Below are 24,377 nucleotides of genomic sequence, written 5' to 3' on the forward strand. Positions count from 1 at the left end.
AATGACGACATGGGAGACTCAAGGCCTCGATGCCCTCCAGATGGGCCATATCAGGCATTACGACAATCTGTCCCGCCAGCTCCCCAACGACTGGTCGCTGATGAAGGGAAGGGGCGTCGGGCAGGACGATTTTGGCGGCTACCGTTTCCAGCTGGCTTACATGGCCTATGCCCTGGCCCTGGTGCACCGCCATAGGCTGCCGGCAGCTCCCGCGGTCTTCCAGCCGATCATGAAGCGTCTGATCGACAAGCTGTTGCTCCCGGAAGTCTGGATGTACTGGCACAACGTCAGCCGGGGCGGCAGCGTCTTCAACGCCCACCTTGCCCGGAATTACAAGGAAGAATGGGACCCGGTCGGCCGCGACAACATCATGTACAGCGCCTATGTCCAGTCGCTGACGCTCCTCTACCACTACCTTTTCGATGACCCCGTTTATGAACAGGAAGGCTCCCTCACGTTCCGGTTCTGGTCGTATTTCTGGGGTGGGGAAGCCAAGGAATTCAAGTACGACCAAAAATCGCTGAATGATCACCTCTACTGGATGATGGTGAAGAGCGGTTACATCGGCGTCGCTTGCGAACCCAATTGCGTATTCCAGATATGCAATCAGCCCGCGATCCTCGGTTTCCGCATGCACGATCTGGTCTACGGCGGCTCGATCGCGGAGGAGGTGACCCGCGAATACGAAGCCGCCTGGAAAGAATTCGGCAGGATCGGCGAGAACGGCCACTACCACATCATGTTGGCGGAGGACACGCGGGTCCCCCGGGCCAATGCGGCCGCCTATCCGTGGGTCGATGCCTGGCTCGGCACTCTTATGAACATGTGGAACCGCGAGTTCGTCAGGGAGAACTATCCACGGCAGGTGAGGGACTACCTCATCGGGTCCGCGGACGGCCTGTTGTCCGTGCGTTCCACCCCCCGCCCTTCAATCAAGGGCGAAACGGTCGTGAATGATGACTGCGATTTTGGTTGGGTCGCGGCGTGGGCTTCGGAGATGGGCGATGAAGAAACCCTTTCGGGCCTTCTCAGGTATGCGGATCGCTACCTCTCACCGAACTGGCGTGACGGGGGCCTGTATTACCCGCGGAACGACGTGGAAGGCGATGAGTTCGGAAGCCGTCTCCTGGTTGAACCGCAGACCGGGAACGTTCTGCTCGGGTATTCCCGCCTGAACGTGGCCGACGGTCTCTGGAAGCTCTACAACGAGCCGTGGTCTAAAGAACGCTTCAAGCAACCCGCATTTAGGGAGGCAGCTGACGATATCGACGTCAGCGTGGCTTTCTACGATGCTGCGGACCGCACGCTGCACTTGGCGATGGGACGCAGTCGCGACCGCAAAGGCACGGGCAGGGTCGGTCTCGGCCCCGTTCCTTCCGAGGCACGTTGGGCGCTGGGATGCGACGGCGTCGAAGTGGCCTTAGGTCGGGGCAACGAAATCCTCTCCAGCGCCTTCGACACCTTGTCGGCGTCCGACGGAATGATCCGCTTCGATTGCGCCGGCGGCCCGAGCCGCAGTTTCAGGCTCGCTCTTTTGTAGGAACCGCACATGCTGTCCGATTCGCCGATCACATTTGCTTTGACAGATCATTTCGGGACGCAAGTCGACCAGTCGAGCTATGCAGGCAGATGGATGCTGGTGTTCTTCGGCTTTACGAACTGCAGGGCGGTTTGCCCGAGAAATCTCGGCAAGCTAAGCGAGGCTCTCGCTCTTGTCCCGGACCTCGCAGACGAAATTCACCCGCTCTACGTCACCGTCGATCCGGCGAGGGACACGCCCGCGGTGATGCGGGAGTTTCTCGAGGCGCGTTTCCCACGGTTCACGGGTCTGACCGGGAACGAGGCAGAGATCGGCCGCGCGAAGGATGGCTTCGGCGTCTTCGCGCGGCGGGTCGACGAAGGAGAGGGGCAGTATCAGATGCCTCATACTGCCCTCACGTACCTTTTGGACCGCCGCGGTCGATACCGAAGTCACTGGCCTTCCGTCCTCGAAGTAGAAGAAATCGGCGAACGTATCCGACAGACCTTTGAAGCCCAGCTGGACGAGGATTAGACGAGCTGCGAGCCAGTGGCACCCTTGCGGACAGCGCCCGGTGTGTTGCCCGTGAGCGCGACGAAAAGGCGCGTCATGTGCGCCTGGTCGGAGAATCCGCAGGCATAGGCGATTTCCGAGATGCTTAGCTTCGTATCGCGCAACATGGAGGTGGCCTTCTTTATTTTGTACTCTCGCAACCAACGATGAGGAGGAAGGCCGGTACTTCTCTTGAACGCCCGGAGGAAGCGCTCGACCGGAAGCTCGCATGCCGCGGCAAGCGCCTGGATGCTCACTCCGTCCTCTACCGAGGACGCGAGCAATTCGGTCGCGCGGCGAAGCTGCCAGTCCGCCAATGTCCCGGCTTGCGGAAGAGGTCGATTGAGCCCGCCGTAAGTTCGCGCGAGATGCAGGTAGGCCGCGATCGCGACGTGGTCGAAGAAGAGGGAGCCGTCATGAATGGGCTTCCCGAACAAGGGAGCGAGAACCTTCGCAAAGGTGTGCATTGCCGGATCGGAGACGGTGGGTAGGTATCGTAAGTCGCGTATCTGCGGCATGTCGTTTGACTGTGCGAGTTCCGAAATGATTATCTCCGGGATGTAGAATTTGACGCAGTCGTAGAACGTCGGCAGATGCAACTGCGGCTCGTCCTGCAAATTCATGATGCTCATCGTGCCTGCCTCGCAGCTGCCCTTCCAGGTCAGCTTTCCGGCGCGGAAGGACTCAAACTTGGCGATCCCCTGGAGCCTTACCGTTACGATGTAGGCTTTCTCCACCGGAATGTAGTCGGTGAGGCCGGAACCGCGGCTACCGGTCGTCACGCGGGTCGCCGCCAGCTGTTCGGATTTCAGCGTCGAAGTTCGCATGAACGGCGCGTCGTCGATGTTGAAGCGCCGGGCGAGTTCTACTCCATAGGCTCCGTACTGCATGTTCAGCCTCCTTTTGCCCGCTTATTTGCGGGCTAAGGCGGCTTGGTGTCCATTATACCGGGGTACATCGTTGAAGCGCTGCTTCCCTCGTGGCAAGCCTTCGCCATTCAATCAACGTCCGGAACGTACAAGACAGATCGACGGATCGGCATATCGTCGCGGAGCCATTAGTGGCCGGAGAACAATGATGTCACCTCAGCAAGACACGAATGAACCGCTATCGCCTCGCTTCGAAGACGAAGCCGGCGACAAAACCGAGACCACTCACAAAGGCCCGGCGAACGAGACAGAGCTGTTGCTTGACGAAGCGCTCGACGAGACTTTCCCCGCGAGTGATGCGATTTCCTCGATGCGATTTACGCCGGGCCGTTGAAAAATGTCCTACGTTGCAATCTACATATCCATCCTGTCGGCGCTGCTCGCAGCTGCGATTAGCCCGGGTCCCAGCTTTCTTACCGTTAGTCGCATCTCTGCCTCGCATTCGCGGAGCGACGGGCTCGCGGCTGCGGCAGCTATGGGGCTGGGTGGCTGCTTGTTTTCTGTCCTGGCGTTGGCCGGGCTGACATCGCTGTTATCGCGCTTCCAGTGGCTCGACGTGGTGCTGAAGCTCCTCGGCGGCGGGTACCTCGTGTACATCGGGATTCAGTCGTGGCGGCATGCGAGCTCGCCATTGCCGCGGACCACGGCGACATCAGGGGGAAAATCGATCTGGCGTAGCTTCCGCTCGGCATTCCTGGTTCAGGTGAGCAACCCGAAAACCATCGTGGTCTACGCGAGCGTCTTCGCTAGCCTTCTGCCCGCCGAAACGCCAACCGAATTCATCGCTACGATCCCCATCGGCGTATTCATGATCGAAACCGGTTGGTATGCTTTAGTCGCCCTTGGTTTTTCTTCGCACCATGTCCAGGGTGCATATGATTCCGCGAAAAGGCTCATCGACCGATCAGTCGGCATACTTATCGCGGGTCTGGGGGTGCGTCTCATCGGTCTCGCGCATCACTGACACGCCGTCCCACTCGTGAGATCGCGAATAAAATAAGCAACGATGGTTGATAAGGTCGAAAAGATCGCGCCGACGTCCTCTTCAAGGCCGGCGAACATATATGAGAGCACCTCGATAACCTGAGAGCCCGATGGGGCTTGGATCGCTCACCGGCAATCCACCATCACGGCAGGTCTCAAGGAGAGAGCGGACGCCAACGGCGCGACCCGTGACAGCAACCAACGCGAGTGTGCCGGCGGCAGTGATAGGCAACACCCTGACGATGAGAGGTCGAATGGGCACGCGGAGGATAGGCAACCTCCTGCAGACCTGCTGTCAGGCGAAAGCGAGCGGATCGGGACTGGGAACTGGGACGAAGACCTCCCGTTCAGCGAGCACGTCGGTTACCTTTGAAGCGCCGGAAGTAAAGGCCCCCACTTTGGTTTCGAGCAAAGAAATAGGCTTGAGGAGCTGAACCGTGGCTCGAGGTCGCCACCGTCCTTTCAACAATCGTGTCTGACGTTCAATAGGCGGCGCGTAGCCCTGAATATGTTCGCTCGGAAACTGGCGCGGAACGGCAAGTTCGGGGGCAGCCCCTAAGACGCGACCTGCGGCGGTTTCTCTTGTTCCTCTTCGAAAGGGTTCTTCATGTCCGCCACCCCGGGTTTCATCCGTAAGGAAGATGCCGTAGTTCTGATGCTCGATCACCAGACTGGTCTCTTTTCGCTCGTCAGAGACTTCCAACCCGACGAATTCCGCAACAACGTCCTGGCTCTCGCGGCCACTGCAAAGTATTTTGGCCTCCCCACCATTCTGGCGACGAGCATGGATCAGGGGCCAAACGGCGTGCTCCTCCCACAACTGAGGGAAATTCTCCCGGATGCGCCGGTGATCAAGCGTCCCGGTGAGATTAATGCTTGGGACAATCCGGAATTCCTCACAACCCTGAAGGCGACGGGCAAAAAGCAGATCATCGTCGCGGGCATCGTAACCGACGTTTGTGTGGCGATGCCGACCCTCTCGGCGTTGGCCGAAGGCTACGAGGTCTTCGTGGTAGTTGACGCATCCGGGACCTTCAGCAACGTCGCGCGCGATTCCGCCCACATTCGCATGGCGAACGCCGGCGCGCAGCTGATCAATTGGTTTGCCGTCGCGTGCGAACTTCAGCGCGATTGGCGAAATGGGCTCGAAGGCCTCGCGGCTCTCTTCGAGAAACACATCCCGGATTACGGCAACCTCATCAGCGGCCTGAAGCGCTAGCTCAGGACACTCTCCGGCAACTCGACCTGTACCCCTTTGGTGGGAAGACGCGGGGAGGGCGGTTTACCGCCCTCCCGACCCGTCCGGCACGACCCGAGCATGAGGGACATGGATCACCATTCGCATCACGGTCTCGCCCAAAGCCCACGGCTCAAACATCGTTCGGGCCAAATTGTCGCCGTAACCGGAGCACTGTCTCTTGCCGTTGCGATGGGCATCGGACGGTTTGCTTTCACGCCGCTCATGCCGATGATGGCCCAAGAAGAGATTTTGGACATTGCCGCTGGGAGCAATCTCGCCAGCGCCAACTATCTCGGCTATCTAACCGGAGCGATGCTACTGACGGGCGCGCCGAGGGTGATCCCGAACGGGGTGCTCGTACGATTGAGCTTGATCGCGACTGCGGTGCTCACGGCGGCGATGGCGATCAACTGGCCCGTCGGATGGCTTTTCTTCCGCTTCCTCGCCGGCGCATTCAGCGCGTTCGCCTTTGTGGGCACCTCGGCTTGGGCGTTCGCTCATCTAACGCGGTTGGACGCCAGCCATTTCGGCGGCATTGTCTTCACTGGACCAGGTCTGGGTATCGCGTTCTCGGGCATCGTGGCGTGGGAGCTCTTCGCAGTCGACCTGACGACCGCGAGCGCGTGGCTGGCGTTCGCGGCAGTTTCCTTTGTCGCGACGTTCATATTGTGGCCGGTGCTGGGGGACCGCGAGCTTCCGCCTCGGAAGGATGCAAACGCCCGGGGAGAACCTGCTGCGGGCCGGATCGACCGGATGGAAATGGTCGTATTCGCACTCGCTTACGGTTTCGCCGGCTTTGGCTACATCGTTACGGCCACCTTCCTCCCGGCAATGGCTCATGCCGAGCTTCCCCGGTCGATCTGGTTAGACGCCTTCTGGCCGCTCTTCGGCGCGGCGGCCGCCGTCGGCTGCGTCGTAGCTGTGAACGTTGCGAAGCGGTTTGATCCGAGGATTCTTCTGTTCGTCGCCTACGTGACGCAGGCGATCGGCGTGACGATAATCCTTCCTCTGCCGACTCTTGCCGGCTTCACCGCCTGCAGCATTTTGGTGGGGCTACCCTTCACCGCCATCAACTTCTTCGCGCTCAAGGAAGTGCAGCGCCTCCGTCCACACGCTCCCGCGAGGTACATGGGAATGCTGACCGCCCTTTACGGCATTGGTCAGATTGCCGGTCCGCCCGTCGTTGCCGTCTTGCTGTCGAACGCGGCATCCGTGGAAGCCGGATACAACGCTGCGCTTGTCGTCGCCGCCGCCTCGCTTGCGCTGGGTAGTCTCATCTATCTGTACATGTACTTCCGCTGGCCGCTGGGCGAACCGGTGATGGGAAGCACTGCTCCGCCGCATCGGACTGACCATGGCAAACCTGGAGCCAATCTATGACTTCTTCTTCCGCGCAAGCAACGTCGGATGGTCTCGAACGTGGGCGAGGTCTTCGGCTCCCATTGTTGCCAGCTTCGGCGTTCGGCATCGTCCTGGGGACTGCCGGACTTGCGAATTCCTGGCGTGCGGCGTCTTCGTATTGGGGCCTCCCTGAGCAAATCGGAGCCGGAGTCGCTATTGCGGCCGTCGCAATCTGGATCGTGCTGACAACGCTTTTCGCTATTAAATGGCTTGTCTTCCGTGGCGATGCCGTCGAGGAGGTTTTTCACCCCGTGCAGTGCTGTTTCGTCGGCCTGGTCGGTGTGTCCACGATGTTGGCGGCAGGGGCGATGCTGCCCTGGTGGCCGGGGTGCGCGAAGGCGCTCTTCTGGGTCGGCTTCGCCTACACGATCGCGTTTGGCGTCTGGCGCACAGGTGATCTTTGGCACGGCGGCCGCGATCCGTCGACGACGACCGCGGTGTTATACCTCCCCACCGTCGCCGGATCGTTCGTAACGGCGATCGTTGGCACCCATTTCGCCGGCCCGGTTTTCGGTCAGATGGCTTTCGGAGCGGGTCTGTTTTCCTGGTTGGCGATCGAGTCCGTGTTGCTCCACCGGTTATTGACGGCCGTCGAACTTGCTGACGCGCTTCGACCGACCATCGGCATCCAGCTGGCACCTCCGGCCGTCGGGTCGGTCGCCTATCTCAGCACAAGCTCGGGACATCCCGATATCCTGATCCTGACGATGTTCGGGTATGCGGTATTGCAGACGTTGCTGATGCTCCGGATACTGCCTTGGGTGATGAAACAGGGCTTTTCGGCGTCGTATTGGGCATTCACGTTCGGAGCGACGTCGTTGGCAACCTCCGCGATTAAGCTTGCGCAGCGCGACGCGGGAGAACCCATATATCAGCTGGCTAAGGTCGCCTTTGCGCTTGCCAACATCACCGTTGGCATCATCGCAGTGATGAGCCTGATCCTTCTCCTTCGGGGCGCTTTGTTTAGCATGAAGCGAGTCGAATAGCGGTGGCCGTCGGACTTGATCGCATCTTTGCCCCGCCGGCCGCGGGAAGCTCATGTCGCGCGACGACCAGCGGTTTGTAACTTTTCTGCTTTCCGTGCGTTCTGTCGGGCGACCTAACGAACGGAGGCAGTGATGTCGAAGCGCGAACTCATCGATGCCGGGACCGACAAAGCGCTACGTGCGGCGCGACGAAAGCGGGAAGTTCAAACAGTCGGTGGATGTCGGCCGTTCCCTGTCGTCGGACAGGAAACAGAAGGCGAAGCACGATGCGAAGCCCGGCCAGGGCGACAAGGGCGACCGCAAGAAGTAGGTCCGTGAAGATCGCCACCTATAACGTCAACGGGGTGAATGGCCGTCTGGATGTCCTGCTGCGGTGGCTGGAGGAGGCGTCACCCGACGTCGTCTGCCTTCAGGAACTGAAGGCACCAGACCCGAAGTTCCCCCTGAAAGCCATCGAGGCTGCCGGATACGGAGCGATTTGGCACGGCCAGAAGAGTTGGAACGGGGTGGCGATCCTCGCCAGAGACAGGGAGCCGACGCTGACGCGCAAGGGCCTGCCTGGTGATCCGGACGACACCCACAGCCGCTATATCGAGGCAGCGATCGACGGCATGGTGATCGGCTGCCTCTATCTGCCCAACGGCAATCCCTATCCGGGACCGAAGTTCGAATACAAGCTGGCATGGTTCCGCAGGCTGACGGCTTATGCGGCAGAGCTGCTGGAACTCGGCGCGCCGGTGATCCTCGCTGGCGACTACAACGTCATGCCGACGGAACTCGATGTCTACAAACCGGAGCGTTGGGTGAACGACGCGCTGTTCCGCGTCGAGGTCAGAGACGCTTATCACCGCCTGCTCGAACAGGGCTGGACGGATGCCCTCCGGCAGCTTCATCCCGGCGGACGCGTCTACACCTTTTGGGACTACTTCCGAAATGCGTTCGTGCGGGACGCCGGCCTTCGCATAGATCACTTCTTGCTCAGCCCGGATGTCACCAAACGGCTTTCGGCTGCGGTGGTCGACAAGCATGTCCGGGGATGGGAGCGCACAAGCGATCACGCGCCGGTTTGGATCGAGCTTTCAGATGTACCTAAGAGACGGAGGAAGACAAATGACGATGAATGACTGGCGCGCCGACCTGCATCTCGGGTTGGAAAAACTGGTCGATGCCGCCGTCGTTGCCGGCGCGCGCCAGGAGGATGTCTACGCCGCCGTTCTTGACGAGATTGGAAACCTTCGGCTCGCCTACGAACGAGACCCCGATCCCGCCGACGACGTCAGCGAACAGGTCGTCGAAGAACCGTCCAACAATTGGCCTGCCGCCGACAAAGGCTGAGCCGCACCGGCGGAGGGCACGGCAGGGAAGACGGTGGCCTTAGCCCATCACGCTCGGTCGGGGAGATCGATTCTCCCTAGTTTCGAAGCTATCCGCTGTCCGGCTGCTGCGCCTCCGCAGGCGATCCGTCTCCAGCGTATGATACCTGATGACTCTTGAGGAGTTCACTGCGCAACTAAAGGACTTTGCGGCGCTTTGGTGGACGTTCGATCGTGTACGCATCCGGTCCTATTCCGCGCTCGATTTCGCGCCAGGTAACCGGAGCCGCGACAGGATACCCTGGTCGCGCCCTCGGGGAGTAGGTACCGATGGCTGTAGTACCGCGGCCGTTCCTCAGATAATCGAGAAAGAGCTTTCCGGGTCGCTGCGAAAGCTGTGCCGACGTGATGTAGTGGTCGGGATCGGTGCTGGCAAACTGCTGCGCCAAGCGTTTGGCATAGGCGCGCGCCGCGTTATGCGACATCTTTGCCGGCAGAGGGGCCATGATGTGGACGCCCTTGCCCCCGGTGAGCTTTGGCCATGTCTTGAAGCCCTCCGTGTCAAGGAACCCCCTTAGCCGCAACGCGGTTTCGACGACGAACGCCCACGACACGCCTTCGCCGGGATCGAGATCGAAGATCAGCGCGTCGGCGTGTTCGATATCGTCCACGGTCGCCGCCCAGGGATGCAGTTCCACCGCGCCCATTTCGACAAGTCCCAGCAATCCAGCGAGATCGTCGACCCACAGACGGACCCCTTCGCCGCCCTCGCGCTTCTCTATGCGAAGCTGGTGGACCTCTGGCGGGATCGGCGGCAGCGGTCCCTTGTGATAGAAGGTGGTGCCGCGGATGTGTCTTACGAGTTTCAACGGGCGACCGCCGAGGAAATGCAAGGCGCGATCGGCAACGCGCGTCCAGTAGTCCGCAAGCTCCTCCTTCGATGGCGCGACGGCGTCTGGCAGCAACTGCAGTATGTTCTCCTGCGGCACCCGGACCGAGGCGGGACCAGCGGCCGGTCGCTGTTTAGCGGCATCTCGCGAGCCTTCCCGCAAGCCTTTGAACACCGGCTCCCGCAGCAGGCCGTCGTCCGTCACCCCGCCATAGTCGATCTCAGCGTAAACCTGCGGCTCCACCCAGGTCGCCTTGGGCTTGTTGATCGGGTGGGAGAGGGGGCTCTTGCCGATAATCAAGGGGTCGAGCCGCTCCCGCACCTCGCGCGCCGCCGCCAGGGTATACCCGGTTTGGGCCTTGCCCGCATACACGATGCGATCGCCGTCCCTGCGCCCGAGATAGAGCGAGGCAATCCTGCGCGGGTGCGCGCCGAGCTTTTCGACGAAGGCGACGATCGGGAAGGCCTTGCGCTTCTTGCATTTGGTCTTTGTCCAGATTTCCTGCCGCCCGGATCGGTATGGCGCGTCCTTGCGTTTCGAGACAATCCCCTCCAGGCCCATCTCGCAGGCGTGCCGATATATCGATTCTCCTTCATCAAGCTCGAGATAGTCGACATAGGCGATGGTGCCGGCCCCCTCTTCGAGTAGCTCGCGCAGCGCTCGTTTGCGCTCGATCAGCGGTACCCGTCGGAGGTCGTAGCCGTCCAGGTAGAGCAGGTCAAACGCTTGAAACGTAAGATGTTGCGACGAGCGTTTCGCGAGCTCTCGCCGAAGTGCTTGAAAATCGGGAAGCCCCGTCTTGCCGAAGACCGTAACCTCTCCATCCATCACCGCCTGGTGTCCGACTAGGTCCTTCGCGGCCGCCGCGATTGACTCGAATTCCTTCGTCCAATCCAGCCCGGTCCGCGTGTAGATCGTGATCTTGCCGCGCTCGATGTGCAGCTGCGCCCGGTAGCCATCAAGCTTGATTTCGTGGAGCCACTCCCCACCATCCGGTGGCCTTTTCTTCAGCGTCGGGTGGCAGGGTTCAATGAAGCTTGGAAAGGCGGATTTGGTCGCGCCGTGATTTGCAAGACGGGCGACAGAGGACGCCGCGGCATTTCGCCCCTCAGCGCTCTTCGAGATGCCTTCACGGGAAAGCAGGGGGTTGGCAGGCCGCCTCAAGACATGCCTCCATCTTCGGGCCAAGATTCAACCCCGCGGAACCGCATTTCGTTCCTGGGCTCGCCTCACGTAGGCAGCGGTCTGCTCACTTGCGGTTCCGCGCCCCCGACTTCCGCCCTTGCTTGGCTAGGATCATCGCCACTGTCGATTCGGTGCTCGCGTTCCCGAGAGCTGCTGATGTCGTCGCTGCGGTTAGTCTTCTAAGCAATGCCGAAACGTTCCCAGCCCCGCTAGTTCGGTGGTCGCTTTGATGTGCTATGAGGTCAATCGCCGACCGGAGAGCCTATATGAGCGACGACAACATTGTTAAGTTTGAACGACGGAAGCCAAAACAAGCGTCAAAGAGGGGCAGTCCAAGCCAGCGTAAGGCGTTTATCTGGCTCTTAGCGATCGTCGCAGTGGTCTTGGTGTGGGCTTATTACCAGTTCATCGCGCCTCCTAACCTGCCGTGAGAGATCGTCTCTCCACAGTAGTACCAGCTGCGGATGTTCCTCGTCCTAACCGGTCAGCCTCGCCCTCCTCACCGCCTTGTGGAAGGAAGCGTAGAAATATTCCGAGTGGCCGTGGCGCGGCACGGTCTTGAATTCGTCTTTTGTTTCGCCACTTGCTCCCGAACCGAGGTCCGTCGGACGCCTTGCAGGACGTGTTGAAGTTTGCCGTAAGCGCAGCCGCTCTAGCCGAAGAGCGACCCTGCAGCCCCATCTTGGTTGCAGAGTGAATTCTTCTAAGACAGACCTCGTAACAGGGTCGGGATCAGCTCCGACACGGTCGGGTGGACCGGTACCGCCCATTGAAGGTCCGTGAAGGTGGTCCTGGCGGTCATTGCGTCGATAAAACCGTGGATTGCCTCATCGCCTTCAATGCCGAGGATTGTCGCTCCCAGGATTTCCTTCGTGTCAGCATCCGCAACAACCTTCATGAATCCCAGAGTTTCACTGCGCTCCTTGGCGCGGCCAACGCGGGACATGGGACGGGTGGACACCACTACGTTTCGGCCTGACGCGCGGGCCTCCTTTTCGGTCATCCCGACACGCCCAAGCGGCGGATCGATGTAAAGCGCGTAGGCGGCCACCCTGCTCGAAACCCTGCGGTCCTCGGAGTCCAGGAGGTTCGCCGCAACGATCTCGAAATCGTTGTAAGACGTGTGCGTGAACGCCCCATGGCCATTGCAGTCGCCGAGTGCCCAGATGCCCGGTACGTTGGTTTCGAGACGGTCGTTGACTTGGATGTAACCGCGGGCGTCTGTTTCGACACCGGCCGTTTCGAGACCGAGATCGTCGGTGTTGGGCCGCCGCCCAGTGGCGACGAGGACATGGCTCACGTCACGAGACGTGCCATCCGCATTCAGAAGAATATCCTCTCCCTTCCTCGAGAACGAGATTTCGCTCACGCCGGTATGGACGGCGATGCCTTCGCCGGCGAGGATGTCCCGGATGGCGCTCGAGATGTCTTCGTCCTCGCGGGGCGCGAGCCGAGCGCCACGTTCGAGCACGGTGACCTCGGACCCGAAGCGCCGATACATCTGAGCGAACTCCAGACCGATGTAGCTCCCACCGATCACGGCCAAGTGGCGGGGTAGGGTGTCCATTTCGAGAATAGAGGCGCTCGTCAGATAGTCGACATCCTCGATCCCTGGGAAAGTCGGAATAACCGGACGTGCGCCAACGTTTATGAAGATGCGAGGTGCGGTCAGTTCTGAGCCGTTCGCGACCACTGTGTCAGCGGCAATGAACCGGGCATGGCCATAGATGATTGTTAAGTTGTTGAGGCCACCCAGCCACTCGATGAGCCCCTTCCTGGCATCCATGGTTACGGTTTGGGCGCGCTTTCGCACGGCGCTCATATCCACCGACACCTCTCTGCCGACACTCACGCCAAAATCGGCAGCCCGCCGGGCGACGTGAGCTGCCCGAGCGCTTGCGACTAACGTCTTTGTCGGCATGCAGCCGGCGTTGACGCATGTCCCACCGAGGAACTTCCGCTCTATCAATGCCACCTTGAGGCCGTTTTCCGCCATCCGGGCGGCGAGAAACGGCCCAGCCTGACCTGCGCCGATGAATATCGCGTCGTACTGCCGCATCAGACTGCTCCGACAACGAGGATCGCACCGATAATTGCGACGGCGTCTTCGATAAACGCGGCCGGCCTGTCCTTGCCGAATGCCGCCGCCATCTTCCCACGGGCTGCCGCGCCGCCGTATGTGCCGATGATCGCCCCGATCACGCCTGCGATCAGACCGCCGACCAAAACGTCTCCGGATGCGCCGATGGTTGCGCCCGTCAAAGCTCCGACAACAATTCTCGTGCCGAACTGTACCGGCACCTTGCGGCTCGGCGTCGTCGGAAGCTGGTCGCTGATCAGTTCCCCGATCGCGGCGACGGTGAATATCCAGGGGGTCCAGCGATAGCCCATGAATGCCAAGGACGATGAGGACACATCGAACCATCCAAGCCACGCGGCCCAGGCCACCGCAGCAGGTGCGGTCATAGCGCGAAGTCCCGCGATGACCCCGATGAGAAGAGCGAGGATGAGAAGCATTAGGATTTCCTTTGTCGAAGTTTCGGCGCTCAGCGCTTACGGCTGGATGGCTTCTTTCACCGCGTTGGCGGTGATAGGGATGTGTCTCAGGCGCGCACCCGAGGCGGCGAAGATGGCGTTTGCGATGGCTGGGCCGACTACCGTGGTCGGGGGCTCGCCAAGCCCCGTAGGAGCTTCGCGACTGTCCACGAAACTGATGTCGAGGTGCGGAGTGTCGGCGATCCTGAGAGGGGTGTAGGTGTCGAGGTTCCGATCGGCCACCTGGCCGTTTTCGAACCGGGTGCCCTCGAACAATGCCAGGCTCATGCCCCAGAGCGTCGCTCCTTCAGCCTGCGCCAGCGCTCCCCCGGGATCGACAATGGTTCCCGCGTCAATGACCGATGTCAGTCGCTCGACCTTCACGTTGCCGGTCGCCCTATCGACGGATACATGGGCCACGCAGGCAACCCACGTCGGCATCTCGCGTTCCTGACCGAAGCTCGTCGCGACCCCAAGTCCATGTCCGTCGGGAAGGGGATTGCCCCACCCCGCGCGCTCGGCCGCAGTCCTCAGCACGTGTGCCTGTCGGAGCGCGCCGCCGATGCTGTTCGGTGCAGAGCCGGCGTTGCGGCCGGTCCCTTTCAGCAGGCCAAGCCGGAATTCGACCGGGTCAGCTCCCACCTCGTGTGCGGCCTCGTCCATGAAGCTCTCGAGTGCCCAGTTCGTCCATCCGGGGCCCACGGACCTAAGCCAACCCGGACGAAACGTCGCTCGGGCGAGGTCGTTCGAAATAGCCCTGACCTTTTGCGCCCCGACCTCATACCAGTGATCGGCACCGTTGATGGAGAACGGATCGTACGGGACACCATTGGCACCTTTCGGCATGAAGGATGGAGCGAGGACTTCTGTTGGCCAGCCGGCGGCTGCATCGTGCTCCATAGCGACCACCTTCTTGTTCGAGTCGAACGCCATTCGAACGGTCTGAACGGCCGGCGAGCGCACAGAGTCAAACCTGCAGTCGTCCTCTCTGGTGAGGATCATCTTGACAGGGGTGTTCAACGCCTTCGCAGTCAGCGCGGCCGGCACCGCGTAATCGCCATTGAGCCGACGCCCGAAACCGCCGCCCAGCATGTAGGTCTTGAGGACGATCGTCTCCTCGGGACGACCGAGCGCCTTCGCAAGCGTCGGCAAAATCAGGCTCTGCCACTGGTTGCCCGTGTGAATTTCGAAGATGCCGTCCTTCTCGAATGCCAACGCGTTCGTCGGCTCCAGCTGGAAATGGAGAGCTGTGGCATTGGTATACGTCCGCTCCATCTTGTGATCGGTCGTACCGAACACCGCTTCGGTGTTCGTGTCCACTGTGTCGAGGATCGAGCCGACCTTGCCTTCGGCGATCAACGCCAAGGCATGATCCTGGAGGTCCTTCTCCGACACATTGCTGGTTGGGCCAGCATTCCAAGTCACGCGCAACTGATCTGCGGCGCGCATCGCGGCGACATAGGTTTCGCCGATCGCCATGACCCAGCCGGGTACCGTCTCCGACGGATCGTCCAGGACCACGGCACGGATGTATCCCTTCACATTGCGTGCGTCGCTTTCATCGACCGCCACCACCTTCGATCCGTACCTTGTCGGCGGGATTACCGGACGGGCGTAGACCATGCCATCGACGCGGGCATCTATGCCGTAGCGCGCGCTGCCATCGAGTTTCGGCGGAACATCAAGTGCAGCGACGGGGCGGCCGATGAGCCGGCGGTCTTCCACCGGCTTCGTCGGCATCGCCGCGAGCTCCTCTGAGGTGAACGTTCTGCTGATCCCGCTTCTGACGATCATGCCGTAGTCGACGTTCCGGTTCCCACTGACGACCTTGCCCGCTCGGGCAAGGCATTCTGTTGCCGGAACGCCGAGCAGTTCCGCTCCGCGCTCGAGCAGCGCCTGCCGTCCGGCAGCTCCCGCTTTGCTGAAGACCGGCCAGGTCTGGGACACCGACCAGCTGCCGCCGGTGACCATGAGGCCCCATTTGGCGGCGGAGTCGACATGCGTGATGCGGACCTGATCCCAGGAGACTTCGAGTTCGTCCGCTATAATGCGAGCAAGCGACGTTCCAACATGCTGTCCCATCTCCGCGCGGATGATGTTCACTTCCACAACGCCATTGCCGTCAATGGAATACCAGATGGTCGGCTCGAACGTCTGCTCCGGCACGAATTCGCCGCCCGAGGGCAGTTCCATAGAACCGATGGCGGACGTCGCGAAGCCGAATGCTGCCAGGGTGCCCGACGCGGCAATCAAGAATCTGCGCCTTGTCAGATTCCCCGCAGGGGGTCGAACATCTCCGAGCCTAGCCATGTGCCTGCATCTCCTGGGCGATCGTAACGGCGCGCTTGATCGCAGCGCGAATGCGCGGATAGGTCATGCAGCGACACAGATTTCCCGCCATCACTGAGTCGATGATCTCGTCTGTTGGTTCGGGGAAATCCGAAAGAAGCGTGACCGCCTGCATGATCTGCCCAGATTGACAGTAGCCGCATTGCGGAACCTGCACTTCGCTCCACGCCTTCTGAACGGGGTGCGAGGCATTCGACGACAAGCCCTCGATCGTAGTCACCTCGCCACCGTCCACCGCCGAAATCGGCGTGATGCAGGATCGGAGCGCCCGGCCGCCGACGTGAACGGTGCATGCGCCACACATGCCGATCCCGCATCCGAACTTGGTACCCGTGAGACCGACGTTGTCCCGAATGAACCAGAGTAGGGGTGTGTCTCCCGCGTCTTCCGTCGAAACGGGTTTACCGTTGACCGAAAACGATATGGGTTTCTGACCGTCACTCATGGGCTGCTCCTGCGCTACGGATTCTTGCGACGCTTTCCTCGAGGTTTGTCCATGGAGGGAGGTCTGTTCGAGTTGATCTCAGGTACTTGGCGATTTCGGCGAGGTCTCGATCGGTCATCGTCCTGAACGCTGGCATGACGACACCAGGCTTCCCGTCCTCGGCGCTCACCCCCTCAAGGACGGCGTGGAGCAGGTTGTCGGGCTTTTCCAGGAACAGCGCGGAATTCAGGCCGAGCTCTGGGCGAGCGTCAGCGACCTTTTCTCCGGCGTTGAAGTGGCAGGTGGCGCACGCCGTGACGTAGAGACGTTCACCTGATGTCGCCAGCGGAGAGGCGCTTTTGGCGGCGTCTTGCTCAAGCGATCTCGTTTCGGCTGCCTCTTGTTGGGCGGTCCTGCCGTCGCCGAGGGTGACCAGATACTGCGAGATCGCCTGGATATCGTCGTCCGGCAGCTTCGCCAGCCCCTGGTGAACGACTGGAGACATCGGACCCGCGGCGGTACCGTGCAAGCGGCTCGAGCCGGTTCTCAGATAGTCGTAGAAGTCCGAGGCACCCCACCCGGCTGGGGAGGGAGTGGTCCCATTCAGTCCGGGAGCGGTCCAGCCGTCGATGTCTGCTCCGTCCATCGAGCGATCGGCTATTTCGGCCCCAAGGGCGTTCCTCGGGGTGTGGCACGCCCCGCAATGCGCGATCCCTTCGACCAGATAGCGCCCCCGGGCTTCCGCCGTTTGTGAAATCGCGTTCTCCGGTTCAGGTGGGCGGAAAAAGAGCAGCTTCCATCCGGCCTGAAGGCAACGGATGTTCAGAGGAAAGGGAAGGGTGTTCGCTTGGTTGGCCTGCCGCACGGGAGTGCGGGTCATGAAGTAGGCATAAAGAGCGTCGACGTCGTCGTCGCTCAAAAGGGCGAAATGATCGTAGGGAAACGCCGGAAATAGGTGCGATCCATCTCGCGATACGCCTTCCCGCATAGCCCTCGCGAATGCGGATCGCGACCATGACCCGATGCCGGTGGTCGGGTCAGGAGTTATGTTCGTCGGGTAAATTGTTCCGAATTGCGTTACAAGGCCTCGACCACCCGCATAGGGTTTCTCCGGATCGGAGGTGTGACAGACGCCGCAGTAGCCCGCGCCCGCCAGAACTTCTCCGTGGGCGACGAGTTCCGGCGTGAATGTGCCCCCTGGAGACGGGGCGTCGGCTATTTCCGGTCGCCAGCCATATACGACGAACCCAGCCGCGGCGGTTGCACCCACGGCGGCCACAATGACCAACGCATTTCTAAGTTTTCGAAGACTTCCCCGCATATCCCGCCTCGTGGTTTTGTGGCGAGGATAGGTGAGGCGGGGTTTTGGCTATTGAACGCGGTGGGCATCTGTTTAACAGCGCCCACGTGCGTATCTCAACCAACCCGGTGTGATCATGTCGTGAGGGGGCCAGTCCGGTGGCCGATTGCTCGAGGCGACAAGCCGGAGAGGCCACCTGATGAAAGTCCGGTTCGACTGCGGGCAATATCAGGCGCACCACGACGGATTTCGGCAGACGCGCAATGGTTTGTGGCGCGGTTGCGCGGCTGCCGCGCTCGACTCTGATCCGCTTTTCCATGAACCAATACTCACGATTGCCGCATCAGAGCGATGATCTCCGACTGACTCGTTTTTTGTCACTATTCCCACGCAAAAATCCGATTGGTCGACGTCGTGCATTCCACGACAAAGGCGGCGATGCTAACGCGCCTTAAATGCGAAGCTAAATACCTGATTCGGTGTTGCCGTCCCGACGTAAGTCTTTAGCTTCCGACGCGATCGGCCAGCGAGGAAAACAATGACCGCCTCCTTTGAAAGTGAAGCGATTCAGTATTTTGCAGAGTTTCGGGAATCACATCTGACCGAATACGGGGAGGCAATGCGGGAATATCGCGTTGGGGGAAATTCGGGATATCCGCGCTTCGCAGGAAGCAATCGTGTCGTTCAGACGATGCAGGATATACACGGGGCTCTCGAAGAGACCTTCGCCGATCTTTCGGTGCCGAAAGGCTTCGTTACGCCGAAAGCCCGCAAGGACGCTTTGACAAATTTCCTTGCCATGTTGACGAAGCGCCAGCCAGAGTTCGATGAGATATCTAAACAGCTCATCGAAGAGGGCCGAGCCCAAACGAAACACTCCAAAGCAGATTGGCACGACCACGATTTCATTCCTGAGCCGTTCAAGCAGATTGACCGAATCAGGCGCGAGGTCATCGAGGCGCTTGAACACACACTCCAACTTTATGCTCCGGCGGCGAAAGCCCCAGAGCTGTCGATCCACGACCAGCTAAATAAGCTATTTCTGGGTTTCCATCGGTTCATTGTTCAGCTCGGAAAAAGGTATAGTTCAAGGACGACCCTAACGATTGAGGACGAGTACGACGTGCAAGACGCACTGCACGCCCTTCTGAAGCTTCATTTTACGGATGTCCGAGCCGAAGAATATACGCCATCGTACGCAGGCGGCGCTTCCCGTATCGACTTCCTCTTAAATGAGGACAGTATCTTAATCGAGGTCAAGAAGACTCGGCCGTCTTTAAAGGACAAGCAAGTTGGTGACCAGGTCGCCGTCGATATGGTCCGATATAAATCACATCAAAAATGCAAGGTGGTGTACTTTTTCATTTATGACCCCGAGCATTTCTTGACCAACCCTGATGGCCTGATCAAGGATTTGTCGAGGACGATAGACGGCATTGAGTATCACACGATGATCGCTCCAGCGATTTAGCCCGAGCTTGCGAGGTCTGGCGGATTGGTCGATCTCGGTCAGCGAAAATGCAGGTCCGACCATTCCCTACTGCTTGTATTTGGAAAGAAGTTTTTGAAGCCCGCGACTTCTCTCCGCCTGTTTCTCTGCCAATTCTTCGCGGACCTGCACGAGGTCCCGTAAGGCCGCGGCCGCCTCTCGGACACATCTCAATCGATTCGCTAGTTCGACGGGAAGCGTGGACAAGCTGAAGCGCTCTCCCGCTAGTTCCCTTTTGTGCGCAGCGAGAGCGGCCCTGTTGTACTGTACACCCCGTTCAGCAAAGTGCCGTTGTGTGTCGATATATTTCAAAATCTCCCCTGTATCGTCGTAGTACTTATCATCGTTGTTTATGACGTGCTTTGAGCCGCAGTATTCCCCGTGGACAAACGTAAGCGTGTTCCAATCGAATTTCGATTTATTAGCAAACACAAGGCCTTGTTGAAACCGTGGTGATCCTAAAGCGAGACTGACCAACTCTAAGTCCGACAGGTCGCCCTTCTGAAACACGTCGTCCAATGCCTTTAGCTTTGGTAGAAGCCAACCCTGCTCGATAGCCCCTTCGTTCAATTGCAATGCCATGCGTACCACGCCGTCCGTTCTGCCCCGGTGCATCAGTTCCTCGATGACTTCGAACACGTCAGCGGGGGGGATGCTAGTGACGAATAGCGCGGTGAAGTACTCTTGGAACGACCGATGAACGAAGGTGATGTAGTTTCCGTCTCTCTGAAGCACGCACACGGTGACGAGCAAATCTTTGAGGAAGGCTTCGCTGTCACACTCGAAGCCGCACAGTCTGACAGCAGCCTTTATATTCTCGATAACTTGATATTGAAGGAAGGTGAAACGCTCTTCCAGATAGGAAATGAAGCAGAAGGCGGCAAGCACGCGACGGAACTGTTCCACGTCCAAGCCCGATTCGATCTTTCTCGAGAACGCCCCCTTAATGAAATCGTGTTTGTGAAAAAGGGTTTGGAACGCCTGTTCATAAAACACATGGATGCGACTCGGCACGGCGGAGAACTCGCTGTAGGTGAGCAACATCAGCGTCGCGAGGAGCGGGACAGAGAGAAACTCCGAATGCTGGGCAAAATACTTCTGGGTAATATTGGAGATGAACTTTGTTTTGATGTCTGGCTCGAACTGCAATTTTGCCAGCATGAGTGTGGTCTGGTCCCGGGTCATTGGCAGCAATTTTGCCACCCGGAAAATTTCCCACGGCGCGTAGAAATCATCGGGTCGCGTCGAGAGCAGTATCGGCGCTTCGGTATACCGGTAGGCAAGATCGAGAATCTCGGCGGCATACCTGGTTCGGTTGTCGAGAGAAATTTCGTCAATGCCATCGAGAAGGACAATGAACTTTCCAGCCTGCATCCCAAATCGGAAATGCTCTTCGTTGAAGCCGGACACATAGGTGGAGACCTGCTTTACGAGATTGGAAATCAGTGTCTCGCTGTCGTCCAGATGCAAATTCCGGAGTTCGAACAAAATCGGTATAAAGTTCTTTTCGTATAATATCGCGTGCCGGAACATATACCGAACGAACAATGTTTTACCCAGGCCAGCGGTACCTTCAACGATAAGACGTTTCTGTGAGACGATTTTATTAAAGAAATCCTCATCCCGAAAGATTTCTCCACCTTCGCTAATATATGCTGGGACGTAGTTCTCCTTCAGATCGATCGGGTCGTAGCGATTGATCAATGTTTTGTATTTGGAGTAGCGCTCCATCGCCTCGGTCAGATACCTGGAAAACCCACGGCCAAAGCGAATCTTATACCGAGCGATCTGATCTTTGGTCGCAGTGCCTACGCTGGTGAAGAAATTCTCAATCAGGTCAGTTGCGGCATGACCCACAATCTCATTAACGTTCAATCCGATTTCGGACATATTTATTCACCCCCGCGACCATCTCCCGACTTTTACTAGAATGCGTCCGCGCTAAGCAACATCAAGTCTGGAAGGCGTGAAACGATCATCGCCCGGGACAAATTTTTCTACTTCTGCTGCCACCGGTCCGCAGTTCAAATTTCAGGTGCCGCTGTGAATTCGGGCGCTCGTCGTGTCGATGTAAACTTCAATCTGACGTGTCGTACAGCCTAGCCTGTTGGCGCGGCCAGGTCAGCATTGACGCGAGCCCGCCGAACCCGAGCACCGTCCGAATTTCTGCTTCCGATCATTGCATACGGTCGGACTAGCTGGAACGAGCGGCCGCCATCGCGCCAACCTCCCTCTTCGTACCACGTACTTCGACGGAAGCAGTTCATTGTCAGGCCCGGTTTACCGCAGGCGAGGACGGCAGTGAGCGTGTTGGTTAGAAACCGCGGGGGCCGCTCGCCCAGAAGCGAATGCCGCTGGCTCCTGTTCTCGCGCTCCGCTGCTTCGGACACCCCTCCGACTCCGTCTACGTCATCCGAGGTCTATTGCACCGCCCGGAACTCAAATCCTCTCGAGCGCCTGTTGGGCTCCCCTTGCGAGCGAGACCGTAAGTTCTCCCGCCGGGAGACGCTCTGCCAGCTTAGCGGCCTGTCCGGACCACAGGTTCGTAAAGTCATCTACGCCTGCCGGCTCCCGGTTGCTCCGGAGCGGGGCCAGAGCCGACCCAGCGGTCGGGAAAGCCGGAGCCAAGTCGCTCAACGGCCCGACCTCCCGCATCACGCGGTTCATCACCCCGCGAGCGGGGCGGCCGGTGAACACGTTCGTTATCGCCGTATTGTCATCCCGCGCGTTCATCAGAGCGGCGCGATGCACCGCCGGGATTTTCGCCTCCGGGCTGAAGAGGTAGGCGGTTCCGCATTGGACCGCTGCGGCACCAAGGACCAGTGCAGCGGCCACGCCACGGCCATCCGATATGCCGCCAGCGGCAATGACCGGAACACGTACCGCATCCACGACCTGCGGTACGAGCGCCATCGTGCCGACCTGGGTGGCCATGTCCATGTCGAGGAAATTGCCTCGATGCCCGCCGGCTTCGAAACCCATGGCGATGACAGCGTCCACACCGTGTTCTTCCAGCCAAACGGCCTCGGCGACAGTGGTGGCGGAGGACACGATTTTCGCTCCCGTGGCCTTCACGCGGTCCAGCAGGTCGGCAGGCGGCAATCCAAAATGAAAGCTGACCACTTCTGGCCGATATGCTTCTACGACCTCGCAGGATGTCTCGTCGAAGGGCTTTCGCCCTGTGACGGGTAGAGGGCAAGCCGGATCAAGTCCCACCTCGACGTAATAGGGCGCGAGCTTGGCGCGCCATCTCATGTCGCCTGCCGGATCGGGGTCGGGCATCGCATGTGCGAAGAAGTTGATATTGATCGGCCGTCTGGTTCGATCGCGTACGGACGCCATGATCTCGAGAAGTTGCTCGGCGGAATACTGAGCGCTCGGGATCGAGCCGAGGCCGCCGGCTTCCGAAACGGCAACGGCCATCTCCGGAGTTGAGGCTCCCGCCATGGGAGCCTGCAGGATCGGTAGTTCGATATTGAACAGCTCGAGAACGCGATTGTCATTCCAGCGCATCAAGGAAAGGTCCTTTCGGATAGGTGCGGGTCGGGGCGGCGAAACCCCTTGATCGCTCGGTCGTCTTTCAACCCCGCGACGAGCGCTGCTGCGATCGCGGCGACAACCATCGAGGCGAGCCACACGATCATGTAGTTGCCCGTGGCGTCAAAGAGAATTCCGCCGGCCCAAGCCCCCGCTGCGCCACCGAGAGCATGGCCCGCGGACAAAAGCCCCATCGACAGGCCCACTATCCGCACGCCCATCCGGCTCGCGATGTAGCTGGCGGTGATCGGAACGGTCGAGTAATCAAAGAGACCGAAGATCACAGCGAAGACCAACAGCGCCGCGTAGTCATCGCCAATGTAGATCAACAAGATGAAGCTGGCGGCGCGAACGGTGTAGATGACGGTCAGAAGCAGCGGCCGGTGCGTCCTGTCAGCCAGCCAGCCGGCGAGGATCATCCCGCCGAGATTGACGCCCGAGAGAACCCCGTAGGCGGTAGCGCTAGGGAGGGGGCCGAAGCCGCAATATGCGGCGTAGGGCATCAGATGTGTCTCGATCACGCCACTCGTCGTGAAGCCGCAAATCGTGTAGCTCCAGAAGACGGCGTGGAAAACCGGGCTTCTAAGTAGCGTTTTCAGATTGGCCGCGAGGGTGTCGGAATGCGCTCCCTCCGCGACGTCGTACTGCTTCGAGTTCGATTCAGCCGGCGACCCTCCCAGTAGCAGTAGGGATACAGGGATGAGCAGGATGCAGCCGACGGTCAGCACCAGGAATGCCGAACGCCAGTCGCCGCCCTGCATCATTGCCGCGATAAGCGGCATCATCAGCAATTGCCCGCCCGTCGATCCCGCCGTCCCGATCCCCGTCGCCAGTCCGCGGTTGCGGTCAAAACGCTGTGCGATGGCGGCTGCGACGACGTGCTGGGCGATCGCGCCAAAGCCGACGGCGGCTACGCCTGCGAAGCCGAGGGGTAGAAGCCATCCTGACGCACCGGGAGAGGCGGCCATCACCAATTCGAGCCCGATGGCGATCGCCAACAGCCCGCCGGCCAACAGCATGCGGGGACCCTGCCTGTCCGCAACCCCTCCGGCAAAGGGGGCCACAAGCGCCATCACGATCATGGCGCAGGCCGCGATTGAGGAGATCGCGCCTCGTGACCATCCAAACTCCGCCTGCCAGAAGGGCATTGCAAGCGAGAGCGACCCGCGGACAGTGAACGCGAACGCCAGGGTAGCGAATCCCAACCCGACGATCATCCATCGTGCCGCCCCGCCTTTGTCGACCCCGGTATATGACGCTGCTCTCATGCTCTATCCCCTTACGAGCCAAGTCGAGCACGAGGGTCCCGACGTTTGTAGACTTGACTAGATGCTCCTCATGGCGTCGGCCAACTCGGAAAAGGCGGTCTCAACGCGCTTGAAGTAGGTGTACTTGCCAATTCTCAGCGGTTGGACGAAGCCGGCCGCTGTCAGTATCTTGAGATGCACGGAAGCAGTCGCCGGAGTAACTCCCAGCTTCTCTGCAATGTACAACCCGCACACGCCTTCGGCCTCATCCACCGGATGTTCCGGGCCAAAGTAGGCGGAGGGATTTTTCAGCCATTCGAGAATCTGGAGGCGGTTTCCGTTCGCGAGCGCACTGACCTTATCTACAAAATCGTCTTCCATGATTTAACGATTAGCATATCGACTAATTGTTGTCGATCGGTGTATTGAGCTGTTTGCCGAAACTTGCTCGAGCGCGATCGCTGCGTCTTGAACAGATTGCGAGTTCGTTGAACGCG

At 59.8% G+C, this 24,377-nt stretch carries 23 protein-coding genes; 11 read left to right on the forward strand and 12 right to left on the reverse strand.

What is annotated here, in order from left to right; translation table 11 throughout:
- Window position 1 precedes the first annotated feature (1 nt).
- Both FKV68_RS09020 and FKV68_RS09025 read left to right on the forward strand, forming a co-directional pair.
- Window positions 2-1,540, forward strand: a complete 1,539-nt coding sequence (locus tag FKV68_RS09020; protein WP_180941150.1) for a linalool dehydratase/isomerase domain-containing protein — start codon at window positions 2-4, stop codon at window positions 1,538-1,540.
- A gap of 9 nt (window positions 1,541-1,549) precedes the next feature.
- A complete protein-coding gene (locus FKV68_RS09025; RefSeq protein ID WP_180941151.1) occupies window positions 1,550-2,053 on the forward strand; it encodes an SCO family protein in 504 nt (167 codons plus the stop codon).
- On the opposite strand, the gene FKV68_RS09030 is transcribed toward FKV68_RS09025, so the two are convergent.
- On the reverse strand, window positions 2,050-2,961 hold the full coding sequence (locus FKV68_RS09030; RefSeq protein WP_180941152.1) for a helix-turn-helix domain-containing protein: 912 nt from the start codon (window positions 2,959-2,961) through the stop codon (window positions 2,050-2,052). The genes FKV68_RS09025 and FKV68_RS09030 overlap by 4 nt on opposite strands.
- Before the next feature lie 376 nt (window positions 2,962-3,337).
- Here FKV68_RS09030 and FKV68_RS09035 point away from each other — a divergent pair, with 376 nt between their 5' ends.
- Entirely contained in the window at window positions 3,338-3,964 is a 627-nt protein-coding gene (locus tag FKV68_RS09035) for a LysE family translocator (RefSeq protein WP_180941153.1), read from the forward strand.
- Between the two features lie 315 nt (window positions 3,965-4,279).
- Here the strand turns inward: FKV68_RS09035 and FKV68_RS09040 are convergent, their stop codons facing one another.
- A complete protein-coding gene (locus tag FKV68_RS09040; RefSeq protein ID WP_180941594.1) occupies window positions 4,280-4,651 on the reverse strand; it encodes a hypothetical protein in 372 nt (123 codons plus the stop codon).
- On the opposite strand from FKV68_RS09040, the gene ycaC reads away from it, so the two are divergent.
- From ycaC to FKV68_RS09070, 6 genes are all read left to right on the forward strand, one after another.
- Complete coding sequence (gene ycaC / locus FKV68_RS09045; protein WP_245181166.1) at window positions 4,640-5,203, forward strand: isochorismate family cysteine hydrolase YcaC; 564 nt, start codon at window positions 4,640-4,642, stop codon at window positions 5,201-5,203. The genes FKV68_RS09040 and ycaC overlap by 12 nt on opposite strands.
- A 108-nt stretch (window positions 5,204-5,311) precedes the next feature.
- The gene (locus FKV68_RS09050) at window positions 5,312-6,604 is read left to right on the forward strand and encodes a YbfB/YjiJ family MFS transporter (protein ID WP_180941155.1); all 1,293 of its coding nucleotides are present in this window, start codon (window positions 5,312-5,314) and stop codon (window positions 6,602-6,604) included.
- The gene (tehA, locus tag FKV68_RS09055) at window positions 6,601-7,611 is read left to right on the forward strand and encodes a dicarboxylate transporter/tellurite-resistance protein TehA (protein ID WP_180941156.1); all 1,011 of its coding nucleotides are present in this window, start codon (window positions 6,601-6,603) and stop codon (window positions 7,609-7,611) included. Before FKV68_RS09050 ends, tehA begins: the two co-directional genes overlap by 4 nt.
- Before the next feature lie 154 nt (window positions 7,612-7,765).
- A complete protein-coding gene (locus tag FKV68_RS09060; protein WP_180941595.1) occupies window positions 7,766-7,921 on the forward strand; it encodes a hypothetical protein in 156 nt (51 codons plus the stop codon).
- Between the two features lie 4 nt (window positions 7,922-7,925).
- Complete coding sequence (gene xth, locus FKV68_RS09065) at window positions 7,926-8,735, forward strand: exodeoxyribonuclease III (protein WP_180941157.1); 810 nt, start codon at window positions 7,926-7,928, stop codon at window positions 8,733-8,735.
- Window positions 8,722-8,946 (forward strand): hypothetical protein, encoded by a 225-nt coding sequence (locus FKV68_RS09070; protein WP_180941158.1) that lies wholly within the window; start codon window positions 8,722-8,724, stop codon window positions 8,944-8,946. Before xth ends, FKV68_RS09070 begins: the two co-directional genes overlap by 14 nt.
- A 175-nt stretch (window positions 8,947-9,121) precedes the next feature.
- On the opposite strand, the gene ligD is transcribed toward FKV68_RS09070, so the two are convergent.
- Complete coding sequence (gene ligD / locus FKV68_RS09075) at window positions 9,122-10,978, reverse strand: DNA ligase D (protein WP_245181168.1); 1,857 nt, start codon at window positions 10,976-10,978, stop codon at window positions 9,122-9,124.
- 287 nt (window positions 10,979-11,265) lie between these two features.
- Between ligD and FKV68_RS09080 the strand changes: the two genes are divergently transcribed.
- Window positions 11,266-11,430, forward strand: coding sequence for a hypothetical protein (locus FKV68_RS09080; RefSeq protein ID WP_180941160.1), 165 nt, complete (start codon window positions 11,266-11,268; stop codon window positions 11,428-11,430).
- 272 nt (window positions 11,431-11,702) lie between these two features.
- Here the strand turns inward: FKV68_RS09080 and FKV68_RS09085 are convergent, their stop codons facing one another.
- Genes FKV68_RS09085 through FKV68_RS09105 form a run of 5 tightly spaced genes read right to left on the reverse strand, consistent with a single transcriptional unit; the run spans window position 11,703 to window position 17,577 of the window.
- Window positions 11,703-13,058: an FAD-containing oxidoreductase gene (locus FKV68_RS09085; RefSeq protein WP_180941161.1), complete on the reverse strand. Its 1,356-nt coding sequence runs from the start codon at window positions 13,056-13,058 to the stop codon at window positions 11,703-11,705.
- Window positions 13,058-13,516 carry a DUF4126 domain-containing protein gene (locus FKV68_RS09090; RefSeq protein WP_180941162.1) on the reverse strand — a complete coding sequence of 153 codons (459 nt, stop codon included), beginning with the start codon at window positions 13,514-13,516 and terminating at the stop codon, window positions 13,058-13,060. Before FKV68_RS09090 ends, FKV68_RS09085 begins: the two co-directional genes overlap by 1 nt.
- Before the next feature lie 36 nt (window positions 13,517-13,552).
- Window positions 13,553-15,787 (reverse strand): xanthine dehydrogenase family protein molybdopterin-binding subunit, encoded by a 2,235-nt coding sequence (locus FKV68_RS09095; protein ID WP_245181169.1) that lies wholly within the window; start codon window positions 15,785-15,787, stop codon window positions 13,553-13,555.
- A 49-nt stretch (window positions 15,788-15,836) separates the two neighbouring features.
- Window positions 15,837-16,328, reverse strand: coding sequence for a (2Fe-2S)-binding protein (locus FKV68_RS09100; RefSeq protein WP_180941164.1), 492 nt, complete (start codon window positions 16,326-16,328; stop codon window positions 15,837-15,839).
- On the reverse strand, window positions 16,321-17,577 hold the full coding sequence (locus tag FKV68_RS09105; protein WP_246452563.1) for a c-type cytochrome: 1,257 nt from the start codon (window positions 17,575-17,577) through the stop codon (window positions 16,321-16,323). The genes FKV68_RS09100 and FKV68_RS09105 overlap by 8 nt, the downstream gene beginning before the upstream one ends.
- Window positions 17,578-18,145: 568 nt before the next feature.
- On the opposite strand from FKV68_RS09105, the gene FKV68_RS09110 reads away from it, so the two are divergent.
- The gene (locus tag FKV68_RS09110; protein ID WP_209647186.1) at window positions 18,146-19,078 is read left to right on the forward strand and encodes a PD-(D/E)XK nuclease domain-containing protein; all 933 of its coding nucleotides are present in this window, start codon (window positions 18,146-18,148) and stop codon (window positions 19,076-19,078) included.
- 66 nt (window positions 19,079-19,144) lie between these two features.
- Here FKV68_RS09110 and FKV68_RS09115 read toward each other — a convergent pair whose 3' ends face one another.
- The 4 genes from FKV68_RS09115 to FKV68_RS09130 all read right to left on the reverse strand — a co-directional run bounded on the left by FKV68_RS09115 (window position 19,145) and on the right by FKV68_RS09130 (window position 24,261).
- Window positions 19,145-20,986, reverse strand: a complete 1,842-nt coding sequence (locus tag FKV68_RS09115; protein ID WP_180941166.1) for an NACHT domain-containing protein — start codon at window positions 20,984-20,986, stop codon at window positions 19,145-19,147.
- Between the two features lie 549 nt (window positions 20,987-21,535).
- Window positions 21,536-22,609, reverse strand: a complete 1,074-nt coding sequence (locus FKV68_RS09120; RefSeq protein WP_425347573.1) for an NAD(P)H-dependent flavin oxidoreductase — start codon at window positions 22,607-22,609, stop codon at window positions 21,536-21,538.
- A complete protein-coding gene (locus FKV68_RS09125) occupies window positions 22,609-23,901 on the reverse strand; it encodes an MFS transporter (RefSeq protein WP_180941168.1) in 1,293 nt (430 codons plus the stop codon). Before FKV68_RS09125 ends, FKV68_RS09120 begins: the two co-directional genes overlap by 1 nt.
- A 57-nt stretch (window positions 23,902-23,958) precedes the next feature.
- Window positions 23,959-24,261, reverse strand: coding sequence for an ArsR/SmtB family transcription factor (locus tag FKV68_RS09130; protein ID WP_180941169.1), 303 nt, complete (start codon window positions 24,259-24,261; stop codon window positions 23,959-23,961).
- Window positions 24,262-24,377: the final 116 nt, after the last annotated feature.

The organism is Sinorhizobium mexicanum, assembly GCF_013488225.1.
Classification (GTDB): domain Bacteria; phylum Pseudomonadota; class Alphaproteobacteria; order Rhizobiales; family Rhizobiaceae; genus Sinorhizobium; species Sinorhizobium mexicanum.

What these genes read in the sequence shown, in the direction of transcription:
- FKV68_RS09020 (WP_180941150.1), top strand. Translation starts at nt 2, where the DNA reads ATGACGACATGGGAGACTCAAGGCCTCGATGCCCTCCAGATGGGCCAT.
- FKV68_RS09025 (WP_180941151.1), top strand. Translation starts at nt 1,550, where the DNA reads ATGCTGTCCGATTCGCCGATCACATTTGCTTTGACAGATCATTTCGGG.
- FKV68_RS09030 (WP_180941152.1), bottom strand. Translation starts at nt 2,961, where the DNA reads ATGCAGTACGGAGCCTATGGAGTAGAACTCGCCCGGCGCTTCAACATC.
- FKV68_RS09035 (WP_180941153.1), top strand. Translation starts at nt 3,338, where the DNA reads ATGTCCTACGTTGCAATCTACATATCCATCCTGTCGGCGCTGCTCGCA.
- ycaC (WP_245181166.1), top strand. Translation starts at nt 4,640, where the DNA reads ATGCTCGATCACCAGACTGGTCTCTTTTCGCTCGTCAGAGACTTCCAA.
- FKV68_RS09050 (WP_180941155.1), top strand. Translation starts at nt 5,312, where the DNA reads ATGGATCACCATTCGCATCACGGTCTCGCCCAAAGCCCACGGCTCAAA.
- tehA (WP_180941156.1), top strand. Translation starts at nt 6,601, where the DNA reads ATGACTTCTTCTTCCGCGCAAGCAACGTCGGATGGTCTCGAACGTGGG.
- FKV68_RS09060 (WP_180941595.1), top strand. Translation starts at nt 7,766, where the DNA reads ATGCCGGGACCGACAAAGCGCTACGTGCGGCGCGACGAAAGCGGGAAG.
- FKV68_RS09070 (WP_180941158.1), top strand. Translation starts at nt 8,722, where the DNA reads ATGACGATGAATGACTGGCGCGCCGACCTGCATCTCGGGTTGGAAAAA.
- FKV68_RS09080 (WP_180941160.1), top strand. Translation starts at nt 11,266, where the DNA reads ATGAGCGACGACAACATTGTTAAGTTTGAACGACGGAAGCCAAAACAA.
- FKV68_RS09085 (WP_180941161.1), bottom strand. Translation starts at nt 13,058, where the DNA reads ATGCGGCAGTACGACGCGATATTCATCGGCGCAGGTCAGGCTGGGCCG.
- FKV68_RS09090 (WP_180941162.1), bottom strand. Translation starts at nt 13,516, where the DNA reads ATGCTTCTCATCCTCGCTCTTCTCATCGGGGTCATCGCGGGACTTCGC.
- FKV68_RS09100 (WP_180941164.1), bottom strand. Translation starts at nt 16,328, where the DNA reads ATGAGTGACGGTCAGAAACCCATATCGTTTTCGGTCAACGGTAAACCC.
- FKV68_RS09110 (WP_209647186.1), top strand. Translation starts at nt 18,146, where the DNA reads ATGACCGCCTCCTTTGAAAGTGAAGCGATTCAGTATTTTGCAGAGTTT.
- FKV68_RS09115 (WP_180941166.1), bottom strand. Translation starts at nt 20,986, where the DNA reads ATGTCCGAAATCGGATTGAACGTTAATGAGATTGTGGGTCATGCCGCA.
- FKV68_RS09120 (WP_425347573.1), bottom strand. Translation starts at nt 22,609, where the DNA reads ATGCGCTGGAATGACAATCGCGTTCTCGAGCTGTTCAATATCGAACTA.
- FKV68_RS09125 (WP_180941168.1), bottom strand. Translation starts at nt 23,901, where the DNA reads ATGAGAGCAGCGTCATATACCGGGGTCGACAAAGGCGGGGCGGCACGA.
- FKV68_RS09130 (WP_180941169.1), bottom strand. Translation starts at nt 24,261, where the DNA reads ATGGAAGACGATTTTGTAGATAAGGTCAGTGCGCTCGCGAACGGAAAC.